Origin of the sequence: Stenotrophomonas maltophilia (assembly GCF_001274595.1) — a bacterium.
GTDB lineage: Bacteria > Pseudomonadota > Gammaproteobacteria > Xanthomonadales > Xanthomonadaceae > Stenotrophomonas > Stenotrophomonas forensis.
Genome location: NZ_CP011010.1, coordinates 1,215,890 through 1,228,870 on the forward strand (window position 1 = coordinate 1,215,890; position 12,981 = coordinate 1,228,870).

The 12,981-nt window shown below is 66.8% G+C and carries 8 protein-coding genes; 6 read left to right on the forward strand and 2 right to left on the reverse strand.

What is annotated here, in order from left to right:
• Positions 1-233: 233 nt before the first annotated feature.
• Positions 234-2,285 carry a glycoside hydrolase family 97 protein gene (locus tag VN11_RS05645; protein WP_053449053.1) on the reverse strand — a complete coding sequence of 684 codons (2,052 nt, stop codon included), beginning with the start codon at positions 2,283-2,285 and terminating at the stop codon, positions 234-236.
• 237 nt (positions 2,286-2,522) lie between these two features.
• On the opposite strand from VN11_RS05645, the gene VN11_RS05650 reads away from it, so the two are divergent.
• The 6 genes from VN11_RS05650 (at position 2,523) to VN11_RS05675 (ending at position 9,308) form a co-directional block, all read left to right on the forward strand.
• Complete coding sequence (locus VN11_RS05650) at positions 2,523-4,715, forward strand: Six-hairpin glycosidase-like protein (protein WP_053449054.1); 2,193 nt, start codon at positions 2,523-2,525, stop codon at positions 4,713-4,715.
• Complete coding sequence (locus tag VN11_RS05655; protein WP_053449055.1) at positions 4,712-6,199, forward strand: MFS transporter; 1,488 nt, start codon at positions 4,712-4,714, stop codon at positions 6,197-6,199. Before VN11_RS05650 ends, VN11_RS05655 begins: the two co-directional genes overlap by 4 nt.
• Entirely contained in the window at positions 6,199-7,914 is a 1,716-nt protein-coding gene (locus VN11_RS05660; RefSeq protein ID WP_053449056.1) for an alpha-amylase family glycosyl hydrolase, read from the forward strand. Before VN11_RS05655 ends, VN11_RS05660 begins: the two co-directional genes overlap by 1 nt.
• Before the next feature lie 139 nt (positions 7,915-8,053).
• Complete coding sequence (locus VN11_RS05665) at positions 8,054-8,440, forward strand: SseB family protein (RefSeq protein ID WP_049458914.1); 387 nt, start codon at positions 8,054-8,056, stop codon at positions 8,438-8,440.
• 113 nt (positions 8,441-8,553) lie between these two features.
• Entirely contained in the window at positions 8,554-9,018 is a 465-nt protein-coding gene (locus tag VN11_RS05670; RefSeq protein ID WP_053449057.1) for a GNAT family N-acetyltransferase, read from the forward strand.
• Entirely contained in the window at positions 9,015-9,308 is a 294-nt protein-coding gene (locus tag VN11_RS05675) for a hypothetical protein (protein ID WP_053449058.1), read from the forward strand. The genes VN11_RS05670 and VN11_RS05675 overlap by 4 nt, the downstream gene beginning before the upstream one ends.
• Before the next feature lie 84 nt (positions 9,309-9,392).
• Here the strand turns inward: VN11_RS05675 and VN11_RS05680 are convergent, their stop codons facing one another.
• Positions 9,393-12,977 (reverse strand): ABC transporter permease/M1 family aminopeptidase, encoded by a 3,585-nt coding sequence (locus tag VN11_RS05680; RefSeq protein WP_053449059.1) that lies wholly within the window; start codon positions 12,975-12,977, stop codon positions 9,393-9,395.
• Positions 12,978-12,981 lie beyond the last annotated feature (4 nt).

Consider the following 12,981-nt stretch of genomic DNA (forward strand, 5'->3'; position numbering starts at 1 on the left):
GTTGCAGATCGATTCGTGGACGTCCCGGAGTGACCGTGGACGTGCGACGCGGTGGCCGCTGTCGTCGCCGCTATGGTAGGCAGCGCGTTCTTCGCGGGAATCACCCTGCATACGTATTCAATGGCGTTTGCAGGGGTGTAATCGCTTTCAGACCGCACGTGCGGTAGTGCCGGCCGCTGGCCGGCAATCACGTGCATCGGATTGCCGGCCAGCGGCCGGCGCCATCGGGGCATTCAAAGCGGAGTGAAGCGGATGGCCTGCCCACCCCCCGGTGCCAGCACCAGCGTCAGTGCGTCGGCGCTGGTCACCTCACGGGTTTCGCGCGCGAACGCGAATGGATTGCTACGGAAATCAGCACCCACGCCATCGCGGTAGATCTCGGCGCGGTAGCGCACACCCGGCTCAAGGAATCCCAGCGACACCGGCAGCACGCGGCCGTGCTCGTCGGTGATGCTGCCGAGGAACCAGTCGCGACTGTTGCGATCGCGGCGCACGATCGTCACGTAGTCGCCCACTTCGCCATCGAGCACGCGGCTCTGTTCCCAGTCCACCGCCACGTCCTCGATGAAGCGGAACGCCTCGCGGTGCTGCAGGTAGTGCTCGGGCAGGTCGGCGGCCATCTGGATCGGGCTGTACAGCACAACGTACAGCGCCAGCTGCCGCGCCAGCGTGCTGGGAATGGCCTGGCCGTGGCGGCCCTTCAGGCTGAGGATGCCGGGGGTGTAGTCCATCGGCCCGGCCAGCATGCGGGTGAACACCAGGTTGACCTCATGCTCGGGTGGATTCGGAGGTTGGCCCCAGGCGTTGTACTCCATGCCGCGTGCGCCTTCGCGCGAGATCCAGTTCGGGTAGGTGCGGCGCAGGCCGGTGTCCTTGATCGGCTCATGCGGGTTCACCGACAGGTGCCGGCGCGCAGCCTCCTGCACCACCTTCAGGTGGTGACGGGCCATGAACTGCCCGTCGTGCCACTCGCGCCACAGCGGGCCGCCGCTTGGATTGCGACGGTCAACCTGGCCGTCATCGCAGACATAGCCGGTCTTGAACTGGTCCACGCCCAGCCGTGCGTACAGGTCCAATGCGGCATCCAGCTGGTCTTCGTAGTGTTCGATGGCACAGCCGGTTTCGTGGTGCCCGATCAGGTGCACCCCCTTCTTCAGGCCATAGGCCGAGAGCGCCTCGATATCGAAGTCCGGCGTGGCACGGGTGAAGTCGAAGTCGTAGCCGTTGCCCACCCACATGCCATCCCAGCCGGGATTCCAGCCTTCCACCAGCACCCCACGGAAACCGTGCGCGGCGGCGAAGTCGATCACCTTCTTCGTTTTCGCGGTGGTGGCCGCGTGCTTCGGGCCGCTCGCCCAGCTCTCGTTGTCCAGGTGCATCGACCACCACACGCCCAGGTACTTGGCCGGTTTCACCCAGCTGACGTCGCCCAGCGCATTGGGTTCATTGAGGTTGAGGATCAGGTCCGATTCGACCAGCCCACCGGCACGGTCGGCGATCTGCAGCGTGCGCCACGGCGTGGCAAAGGGCAGGGCGCGGCGCACCTTCCAACCCTCGGCCGAGGGCGAAAGCTGCGCGCGCAGGCGCTGGCCCTCGGTGCGGCGCAGCCACATACCGGCGTAGTCGACCAGCGCCGCCTCATGGATCGCCACGTGCAGGCCGTCGCGGCTGCGCAGGGTCATCGGCGTATGCACCAGCGGCACCTGATTCAGCGGCGTGCGCTGGTACAGGTATTCGTAGTGGATCGGTTCGCCGGCCGGAATCCACCAGGCGGTCGATTCCGGCGCAATGGCGAACTCGGTCAGCTCGTCATCGATGATCGCCTCGCGCAGGCTCGGCTGCTCGGGGAACACGTAGCGGAAGCCCAGGCCATCGTCGTAGACGCGGAACACCACATCCAGCCGGCGCTTGCTGCCGCTGGTCTCGGCCAGCTGCACGGTCAGCTCGTTGAAGTGGTTGCGGGTGACCCGGCGTTCGCCCCAGGGTTGTTCCCAGCTGTCATCGACGCTGCGCCGCTGCTGGCCGAGTACGGTGAAATCACGGTCCAGGCGGCCGTCGCGCAGGGCGAAGCCGAGCTTCGAATCCTCCACCACGGTCTCGCCGAAACGCTCGACGCGGTAGCGGGCGGTGCCGCCGTCCAGTACCAGGCTGGCCTTGAGCACCTTGCCCGGCGATTCGACACTGACGGCCTGCGGCGCGGCCTGCGCCAACGCGGCCATTGCCAGCAACGCCAGGCCGAACACGAGCGCGAGCACGGGCCGTACAGCAGTGGGTGACATCGGCATTTCCCCTCCCAAGGCGCCGTTGGCAGACCCGGACCATAAGCCAGTGCGACAGGTGCGCTACCGCACGACGCCATGAATACGTATGCAGCCGGACGCAGCCGACAGCCCCGCGTCTACCATGGGGCCAAGGCACCTTGAGGGAGGAGCCGTGCCCGCCCGTCGGCAACGATGGTGCGGACCTACAACGCGTGCAGAGAGGGAGGGAGGCCGACGGGCGCAAGCCGGTCCGCCGCTTCGATGCTGAAGATCATTTGCCTGACCGCTGCCCTGGGGGCAGCGCTGGGTTCGACCGCGCAGGCGGCCGACCTGCAATTGGACGGCCGCCGGGCGCGCGCCGAAGCCGCTGCCGGCGGCAGCTTCGTGCTGCATGCGCCGAAGGGTGAAGTGCATATCGCGCCGATGCCGATGCGTAGCCAGACCGGCAGCGTGATGTTCGATGCGCTGTTCGCGCTGGCCCAACAGGAGATGGACCAGGATCGCGTGGATGCGATCCGCGATCCCGCATTCGACGAGGGCCGACCGGTACCGTGCGAATGCTTCCAGACCGGCGCGCGCTGGCCCTATGTGTGGACGCGCGATGTCAGCTTCGCCGCCGACCTGGCACTGGCACGGCTGGACCCGAAGCGCACCCGGCAATCACTGCAATTCAAGCTGTCGGCCGCGCGCGATGGGCATACGCCCGGCCTGTTCGTCGCGCAGGACACCGGGTCCGGCGGCAGCTGGCCGATCAGCAGCGACCGCGTGGTGTGGTTCCTGGCTGCACGTCATCTGCTGGACGATCCCGCGTTTGCCGACCAGGTCTGGCAGGCGCTGCAGGGCACGCTGGCGCAGGACCGCGCGATGGTGTTCGACGCGCAGATGGGCCTGTACCGTGGCGAGACCTCGTTCCTCGATTGGCGCGAGCAGACCTATCCGGAGTGGACGCGCGAGGACGTGCGCTTCATCGGTGATTCGTATGCACTGTCCACCAACGTGCTGCACTACCAGGCGCTGCGCCTGGCCGAGCGCCTGGCTGGCCAGCACGGCGATGCCCGCGCGGCGGACTACAAGGGGTGGGCCGATGCGTTGGCGAAGCAGATCGATGCGCGCTTCTGGCGCGAGGATATCGGCCAGTACATGAGCTACATCGGCGAAGCCGCGCACCCGGTGCCGTACGCCAAGGTCGATCTGCTGGGCCTGTCGCTCGGCATCCTCGCCGAGGTGTTGCCGGCCGAGCGCGCGCGGCGCGCGCTGGCGACGTACCCGATGGGGCCGGCCGGCAGCCCGGTGGTCTGGCCGCAGGAAGCGCAGCAGCCGATCTATCACAACCGCGCGATCTGGCCATTCGTCAGCGCCTACTCGCTGCGTGCCGCGCGCCAGCTGGACGATGCACCGCGCATTGCCGCCGAGATCCGATCGCTGATGCAGGGCGCGGCGCTGGCCGGTTCCAACATGGAGAACTACGAGCTGGTCAGCCAGGCCGTGCATGTCGATGAAGGCAAGCTCAGTGGCCCGGTGGTCAACTCCGAGCGCCAGCTGTGGTCGGTGGCCGGGTATCTGTCGATGGTGATCGAGGGCGTGTTCGGCGTGCAGGACGATGGCCGCATGCAACCCAAGCTGCCGGCGGTACTGGTGCCGGAGTTGTTCGGCGCACAGCGTCGCATCAGCCTGGAAGCCGGCGCCAAGCGCTACGTGCTGGAGCGCCCGGCGTCGCTGGGCGATGGCCTGCTGGTAGCCAGCAGCACGCAGACCCACGGCAACACGACCACGGTGCAGCTGGTGGCCGCACCGGCCGCGGCGGGAGGCCGCGGCATGACCGCCGACGCCAATGCCCGTGCGCCGGCCACGCCGCCTGCACCGCAGGCCACGCGCGCCGGCGCCGGCTGGATCGTGCCGGTGGCGGCCGATCAGCGGCTGTGGATGGACGGCAAGCAGGTCGCCGCCAGCAATGGCCAGGTGCGCGTCAGCGACGATGGCCTGCAACATTGCCTCAGCCTGACCCGGCGCGAGGGTGCGTTGGAATCACTGCACGGCCCGACGGTCTGCGTCGGTCCGCAGCAGCTGTTGCAGGGCGAGCAGCGCTGGCAGTTCACTTCGGCCAACGCCGGGCGGGTGCGCCTGCGCCTGCAGTACAGCAATCTGAACGGGCCGATCAACACCGGCGTCACCGCGGCGGTGAAGCAGCTGGTGCTGCACTGCCCGGGCCAGCCTATGCAGAAACAGACGGTCACGATGCCGCACAGCGTGGCCGTACAGGATTCGACCTCGGCTACGTTCACGGTACCCAGGGGGCAGTGCATGGTCACGCTTGAAGAGGGCTTCAACATGAGCGCGCTGCAGCACTTCGCGCACTACACCGGGGGCAAGGGCGGCCGCGAGGGCGTGCTCAACCAGGCCCAGGTGCAGGCGCTGAAGGTCGCCCAGGTGGCAACGGAAGAGGACGCACAATGAACCGTCCTGCCAAGCCACAGTTGTCGTTCTGGCAGATCTGGAACATGTGTTTCGGCTTCCTCGGCATCCAGTTCGGGTTCGCCCTGCAGAACGCCAATGCCAGCCGCATCTTCGAGACCCTGGGCGCGGACATGGACGCGGTACCCGGGCTGTGGATCGCAGCGCCGCTGACCGGCCTGCTGGTGCAGCCGGTGGTTGGCTACCTGTCCGACCGCACCTGGACGCGCTGGGGCCGCCGCCGTCCGTTCTTCATGATCGGTGCGGTGCTGACCACGCTGGCCCTGCTGGTGATGCCGAACTCGCCCACGCTGTGGATCGCCGCCGGCACACTGTGGGTGCTGGATGCTTCGATCAACGTATCGATGGAGCCGTTCCGCGCCTTCGTCGGTGACCAGCTGGCACCGCGGCAGCGGCCGGCGGGTTACGCGATGCAGAGTTTCTTCATCGGCGTCGGAGCCATTGTCGCCAGCTTCCTGCCGTTCATCCTGGCCCACTTCGGCGTGGCCAATACGGCCGTCGCTGGTGAAGTGCCGGATACGGTGCGCTATGCGTTCTACTTCGGCGCAGTGGTGCTGCTGGCGGCGATCACCTGGACGGTGGTCAGCACCCGCGAGTATTCGCCGGCGGAACTGACCGGCTTCGAGGATGCCGAGCCACCGGCGCACCATGCCAGCACTGCAGTCACCGGGCCCGCACCGTGGGGCCAGATGGCCTTGTGGCTGGGAACAGGCGTGCTGCTGGCGCTGCTGATCGCCTGGCGCCAGGGCGACAAGATGCTGTACGTGCTGGCCGGCCTGTGTGCCGGCTACGGGCTGCTGCTGGCACTGGTGCGCGCGTTGCCGGGCACGCACATGCTGGCGGCCATCGTCGGCGACCTGCGCGCGATGCCGGTGACCATGCGTCGGCTGGCGTGGGTGCAGTTCTTCTCGTGGTTCGCGTTGTTTGCGATGTGGATCTACACCACCGCCGCGGTGGCCGGTACCCACTTCGGTTCGACCGATCCGCAGTCGGTGGCCTACAACGAAGGCGCCAACTGGGTGGGCGTGCTGTTTGGTGCCTACAACGGTTTCGCCGCGCTGGCTGCGGTACTGATCCCGCCGATGGTGCGGATGATCGGCCTGCGCTGGAGCCACCTGGTCAATCTGTGGCTGGGCGGTGCCGGGCTGGTCTCGCTGATGTTCATCCGCGATCCACACTGGCTGCTGCTGTCGATGGTCGGCGTCGGCTTCGCCTGGGCATCGATCCTGTCGCTGCCCTATGCGTTGCTGTCCGACAGTGTGCCCGCGTCGAAGATGGGCGTGTACATGGGCATCTTCAATTTCTTCATCGTGATCCCGCAGCTGGTCGCGGCCAGTGCGCTCGGCTTTGCCCTGCGTACCTGGCTGGGTGGCCAGCCAATGCATGTGCTGGTGCTGGGTGGCTGCAGCCTGTTCGTCGCCGGCCTGTGCGTGCTGCGGGTCCCGTCCCGTCCGGAGGTGGTGTGATGCGTGGTGCGCTGTCTGTTGCTGTTTCCCTGGTGCTGCTGGCCGGCCATGCGGCGGCTGCGCCGCGCCCGGATTACGTGGGTACCACCGAGCCGTTCGCCAGCGATGCGGTGTACTTCGTGGTCACCGACCGTTTCGTCAACGGCGACCCGTCCAACGATCATCGCGACCAGGGCGGCAAGCATCGTACCTTCGATATCCCGGTGCCGTGCCCGGACAAGGTGGACGGCAACATCGGCTATCTCGGCGGTGATTTCCGCGGCGTGCTCGACAATGCGCAGTACATCCGCAATCTTGGCTTCGGCGCGGTGTGGATCACGCCGATCGTCGACAACCCCGATGAAGCCTTCACCGGCAGCAAGCCGATCAGCTGCACCAGCACGCTGACCGACCGTGGCAAGACCGGCTACCACGGCTACTGGGGCATCAACTTCTACAAACTTGATGAGCACCTCCCCAGCAAGGACCTGGATTTCGCCGGGCTGACCAAGGGCCTGCACGGCGCCGGCCTGAAGGTGGTGCTGGACATCGTCGGCAACCATGGCTCGCCGGCCTGGACCATGCCGACGCGGCAGCCGCAGTTCGGCCAGATCTTCGACAAGGACGGAAAGCTGATCGCCGACCACCAGAACCTGCCGCCGCAGAAGCTGGACCCGAAGCACAATCCGCTGCATGCGTTCTACAACAGCATCGGCCCGGTCGACAGCAAGGACGGTTCGATCTTCGATGGCAATCTCGCCGAGCTGTCCGACTTCAACCAGGACAACCCGGCGGTGATGGACTACCTGGTCGGCGCCTACCTGCAGTGGACCGCGCAGGGCGTGGACGCGCTGCGCATCGACACCATCGGCTGGCTGCCGCATCCGTGGTGGCATGCCTTCGTCAAGCGCATCCGCGCCGAGCATCCTGGCATGTTCATGTTCGGCGAAGCGTTCGATTACGATGCCGCGCGCATTGCCGAGCACACCTGGCCGGCCAACGCCAATGTGAGCGTGCTGGACTTCCCGCTGCGCGGTGCCCTGGAACAGACCTTCGGCACCGCAGGAAAGGGCTTTGAGACCCTGGCCGAGCCGCTGCACCTGAGCGGTGGGCCGTACGCCAACCCGTACGAGCTGATGAGCTTCTACGACAACCATGACATGCCACGCCTGCAGGCCAGCGACACCGGCTTCATCGATGCGCACAACTGGCTGTTCACCGCGCGCGGCATCCCCGTGGTCTATTACGGTTCGGAAACCGGATTCATGCGCGGCCGCGCCGAGCATGCCGGCAACCGTGCCTACTTCGGCCAGCCGCGTGTGGACGCTGCGCCGCAGAGCCCGATCTTCGCGCCGCTGCAGCGCATCGCCCGGCTGCGTGAGGCCACCCCGGCGCTGCAGCGCGGCCTGCAGGTCAACGAGCGCCTGCAAGGCGACGAGGCGGTGTTCTTCCGGGTGCTGCAGCACGGCGATGTGGCACAGACTGCGCTGGTGCTGCTGAACAAGGGCGACCGGGCCAAGGCCTTCAGCGTGACGCGCTTCGTTCAGGCCGGTCGCTGGCGCGATGCGCTGGACGGCGGCGAGCTGAAGGTGAAGGAGGCGCTGACGGCGGAAGTGCCGGCGCACGGGGTGAAGGTCTATGTGCTGGAGGCTGCCGTACAGCAGCCGGCGCTGCAGGTCGAGCTGGACAAGGCGATGGCCGACCAGCGGGCACGGGACCAGCGGCTGGGGCGGTAGTGCCGGCCGCTGGCCGCCCCCCGGATTCCTGGCGCCTGCCTACCGCTCTGGTGGGTGCCAACCTTGGTTGGCACGCTTCTCGAGCAGTCGAGCAAGCTCGACTCTACAATAGCCCCCTCCCGCAGCCTGCCGTACCGCCATGACCGACCTCGCCCCGCAGACCCCGATCGAAACCCTGCTGAAGGCGGCGATGGACGGGGCGGTGCCGATCCGCGCTTTCATGGAGGCCTTCGTCGCCTCCGAGGTGGTGCTGTTGACCGGCAGCCTGGTCACCCCCGACGGCAGCGGCTTCGACCCGCTGCTGTTCGACAAGCAGGGCACCCTGCACGTCGCCGTGTTCACCGATCCGTCGCGGGTCGGCATCTACAGCCAACAGGCCCCGCACCAGATCCGCTGGCTCATGCTGGACGTGCTGCGCCGCGTGCCGGGTGGCTACGGCGTGGTGATCAACCCGGGCACCCCGCTGGGCTTCGAAATTTCGCCCAGCGGCGTCGGCGAGATCCTGAAGGATTTCGCGCAGGGCTGAACCGCCGCCGCGCATTCTGTAGAGTCGAGCCATGCTTGACTGCCTTTCGCAAAATGCCGGATGAGTCGAGCATGGCTCGACACTACAGAACGCTTCCCCATCAAGGCATGGCCATGGAATTCAGGGTATTACCCGCCGGGGCACCGGAACGGCAGCAGTTGGCGCAGTGGTATCACGCGCAATGGGGCCGCGACGCCGGCCTGTCTCTGGAACAGGAACTGCAACGGCTCAACCCAGTGCAGGATGCCGACGGCTTCCCGCATCTGATAGCCGCCTTCGATGGCGGCCAGTTGGTCGGCGCAGTGCAGCTCAAACGCCGCGAGATGCAGGCCTTCCCGCAGTACGAGCACTGGCTGGGCAGCGTGTTCGTGGCCGATAGTCATCGCGGGCGTGGGCTGGCTGGCGCGCTGGTGGAACAGGCGGCGGCGCGGGCGGCGCGGATGGGGGTTACCGACCTGTACCTGCAGACCGAAGCGCTGGATGGCGGCCTTTACGCCCGGCTGGGCTGGAAGCCGCTGCAGGAAGCCGACAACCGCAGCCATCGCGTACTGGTGATGGTGCGCAGGATTTCCGCATGAACACGCTCGCACCGGGCCATTCCCGCTCTGCGCTGATCTTCCTGGTCACGGCCATCGTCGCTGCGCTGGTGTCCATGCCCGTGCTGCGCGCGGTGGGCATGGTGCTATGGCCGGTGTTCGTCATTGCCTGGCTGATCAACCTGGGCGCGGCCTGGCATCTGGCGCAATGGGCGCGCCAGCAGGGGCGCTCGGCCTGGGCGTTCGGCTTGCCGGCGGCGCTCGGCACCGTTGCCTCGATCGTGGTCTTCGTGCTGCTGGCGGTGTTGGGGCCGAAGCCCCCGGTGCGCTGAACCTTCGCGGCTCTCGTCGACAGCATGCCTCGGCACTAAAGGTTCCACGCGGAGCGCCGGCACGGGGGCCGGCGCTCGATCACCTCACATCGTCACCTTGCGCCGGTTGTCACTGCTCACCCGGTCGATCAGCTTGTTGTACGGGTCGAAGCCCGCCTCATCCGGCTTCCCGTCCACGGTCACGGTGATTTTCGGCGCGGCGCCGGTGATGTGGTGGCGCTGCAGGTACAGCACTTTCTGGTCGCGTTCCTTGCCCGAAGGCCCGTTGGCGAACACGCCGATCTCGACCCAGTCATCCATCGTGCCGTCGCTTTCCTTGCCCCTGCCGTCGGCGTACTGCTTGGCCGCGTGCAGGTCCAGGGTCACGTCGTAGCGACCGTCATCGCGCTTGCGCGCACTGGCGGCCATCACCCGGTTGTCGTAGAAACTGATTTTCTCGAACAGGTCGGTGACCAGCTGCTGGCGGTCGGCCGGGGTCTCGGCACGGATGTAGCCCAGCAGTTCGCGCGAGGTGGTGTAGGGCGGCTGCTGGAACCCCTTGTCCTGCAGGAAACGCTTCAACGCGCGGTTCAGGGCCTGCTCGCCGATTTCCTCGCGCAGCCGGTAGAACACCAGCGAACCCTTCTGGTAGTGGATGTACTGCTGGTTCTCCACGCGCTCCAGCGGCTGCTCTTCGATGGCTTCGCCACCGCGCCCGGACAGGTAGCCATCCAGTTCGCGCTTGAGGAACTGGCGCATGTGCTGGCGGCCGTACTCCTGCTCCATCACCATCAGCGCCGAGTACTGCGACAGCGATTCGGAAAGGACCGTTGCGCCCTGCACGTTGGCACCGATCACCTGGTGCGCCCACCACTGGTGGGCGATCTCGTGCGCGGTGACGTAGAACACGTAGTCCACCTTGTCCGGATCACGCAGGTCGGCGATGAAGCCGATGGCCTCGGAGTAGGGAATGGTGTTGGCGAACGACTGCGCGAAGCGGGCATAGCCCGGGAACTCGATGATGCGCACCTGGCGGTGCTGGTAGGGCGTGAAGTTGGCCTCGTAGTAGGCCAGCGATTTCTGCACCGCTTCGATCATCCGGTCCACGTTGTAGCCGTGCGCCGGGTCGAAGTAGACCTCCACCGGGATGTCCTTGTACTTCGCCTTGCGCACCTCCCAGCGTGCCGACAGGTAGGCGTAGAAGTTCAGCATCGGCCGGTCCATGGCATAGCTGAAGCAGCGCCGGCCGTTCACCGTGGTCTCATGCTTCAGGTAGCCCGGCGCCAGCGCGATCTGGTCCGGCGCGGTGCAGACCGTGGTGCGGAAGTCGAGCCAGTCGGCATCATTGGAGATATAGGTATTGGCACGTGCGGCTTGGTCTTCCAGCCTGGGCATGCGCCGCGGTTCGCCGAGGTCGCGCTTGCGGCGCTCGTTGCGATCGCTGATCTCGGCCCCTTCGTTGTAACCGAACGAGGGCAGTACGCGGCTGTTGAAGAAAGTTCCGTTGTCGACGATGTTGCTCGGCGCCTGGCCGGCAGTGATGCCGTTGGGTTTCTGCACCACCCGGAAGTGGACGTTGCGGCTTTCACCCGGTTGCAGTGGCGTGGCCAGACGGTAGATGCGGTAGCCAAGATCGGCGTCGTGCATCGACAAGGTCTGCCCACCCAGGTCAACCGCGACCAGCTGCTTGTCGTCACCCATCGAGACATGCACGTCCTGGATCGGCACGGCATGCGTGTTGCGCACCGTCCAGTTCGCATCGATCACCATCGACTGCGATTCCGGGAACAGGTCCACGCGGTTATCCACCGCCACGATGCGCGGCTGCGGCAGGTTCCGGTACTTCGACAGTTCACGCTCATAGCGCGCCTGCAGATCCAGCTGCTGGTCGGGCGATATGAATTCGTTGCGGATGTTGGTGCTCCAGTACAGCCAGCCGCCCACGCCGATGAAGGCCAGCGCCGCCAGCCCGGCAAGGGCGCCGGTGGGCCCGCGCAGGCGACGACCAGCCAGGGCCAGGCGCTGGCGCAGGCCCTGGCTGACGCCGCGCACCCAGAACGCAGAGGCCAGGCACATCAGGGTCAGCAGGAACAGTGCCCAGTAGCCCTGGAACGCCAGCTGGCCGGTCAGGAAGTGGCCGTAGCCATTCATGTCCGAATAGGGGGCGATCGGCCAGCTGCCGAAGTTGTAGATGTTCTGCGTGTAGTCGAGCATGCCCAGCACGCCCTGGCCGATCATCACCACGATCAGCAGCGCGTAGCCGACGAACTTGTTGTTGGTCAGTACCTGGAGCACCAGCGCCAGGCCTCCCATCAGGATGTAGACCACCGAATCCAGCGCCAGGCTGCGCAGGTACAGCAGTGGCTCCAGATGGGTGTAGCCCTTGGCCAGCTGCACGCCCATCGCGGCCAGTGCGCCGGCTGCCTGGAAGCAGATGATCACCGCCAGCAGCGCAGTGAACTTGGCCAGCAGCGGTACCCAGTTCGGCACCGGCATGGCATCGGTCACTTCGTTGATGCGCGTACTGCGTTCCTTCCAGACAAGTTCGCCGGCGAAGAACAGCACGATGATCACCAGCAGCCAGCTGAAGGCACCCTGCAGGCCCATGATCATCTGCGAGGTGACCGGCCAGATCGAGGTGCCGTACAGGGTCTGCCGGAACAGCGCGCTGGGCAGGAAGTTGGCCAGGCCCAGCACCAGCAGCACGATGAACGGCACGCTGCGCAGCACGCCGCCCGTGTCGAAACGCACCTGGCGCAGGAACTGCTGCCAGGCCGTGGTTGCGGTGAACGCCGGAACCACGCGTGGCAGGTCCGCGCGGGCGGGACGGACCGCAACGGCATCCGCAGCGGGCAGGATGGGCTTGCGGCCCCATCGACGGCGGCCGCTGCCGCTACGCTCGGTGCGGAACAGGGCAAACGTGGCGGCAAACAGCAGCGCGGCCACGCCCAGCCACAGCGCGCGGTTGGCCAGCAGGTAGCCAGCCAGTTCCGGAATGCCGCTGTTGCGTTCAGCGGTGGACCAGTAGCGGATGGTGCGGCCCAGCGCGCGCATGCCCAACGGCTCGCTCAGCACCGCGATCCACGTATTGTCGATGTCTCGCAGCAGGGCCGCGCTGGCGCCGTACAGCACCAGGTAGGCGACCAGGCCGATGTACACCCACAGGATCGAGCGGGTCAGCGCCGCCAGCAGTGACAGCAGTGCGGTGGTGAACAGCAGGTTGGGAATGACGATGACCGCGAAGGTCCAGGCATAGCCCCGCCAGCTGATCGGCCCCATGCGCTCGGGGTCGACCCAGGGCATGAACGGTGCCAGCCACAGGCCGAACGCGATCACGACGTAGACCAGCAACCCCGCAGCCAGGGCTGCCGCGATGCGGCCGGCTAGGTAGTCGCGACGCTTCACCGGGCTGGCGAAGATCAGTTCGGCGGTGCCGAGTTCGAAGTCACGCAGCAGCGCGTTGCTGACGAACAGGGCGGTGACCAGCATGCCGAGCAGGGTGAAGATGCCCAGCATCTGCGCGATCACCGTCGGCGCATTGCTGTGCACGTTGCCGGTGCCACCCCCTATCTGTACGGCATCGCTGGAGGCGGCGGCGAAGGCGAGCAGGGCGAACAGCCCGGCCAGCAGCCACAGCAGCGGAGAACGCAGCTGCTCGCGCAGCTCGAACCGGAAGAAGTTGAGGATCATGGCG

Bases quoted from the DNA above. Each gene is read 5' to 3' on its own strand.
- VN11_RS05680 (WP_053449059.1), bottom strand. From the start codon at position 12,977: ATGATCCTCAACTTCTTCCGGTTCGAGCTGCGCGAGCAGCTGCGTTCT.
- VN11_RS05675 (WP_053449058.1), top strand. From the start codon at position 9,015: ATGAACACGCTCGCACCGGGCCATTCCCGCTCTGCGCTGATCTTCCTG.
- VN11_RS05665 (WP_049458914.1), top strand. From the start codon at position 8,054: ATGACCGACCTCGCCCCGCAGACCCCGATCGAAACCCTGCTGAAGGCG.
- VN11_RS05655 (WP_053449055.1), top strand. From the start codon at position 4,712: ATGAACCGTCCTGCCAAGCCACAGTTGTCGTTCTGGCAGATCTGGAAC.
- VN11_RS05660 (WP_053449056.1), top strand. From the start codon at position 6,199: ATGCGTGGTGCGCTGTCTGTTGCTGTTTCCCTGGTGCTGCTGGCCGGC.
- VN11_RS05645 (WP_053449053.1), bottom strand. From the start codon at position 2,285: ATGCCGATGTCACCCACTGCTGTACGGCCCGTGCTCGCGCTCGTGTTC.
- VN11_RS05670 (WP_053449057.1), top strand. From the start codon at position 8,554: ATGGAATTCAGGGTATTACCCGCCGGGGCACCGGAACGGCAGCAGTTG.
- VN11_RS05650 (WP_053449054.1), top strand. From the start codon at position 2,523: ATGCTGAAGATCATTTGCCTGACCGCTGCCCTGGGGGCAGCGCTGGGT.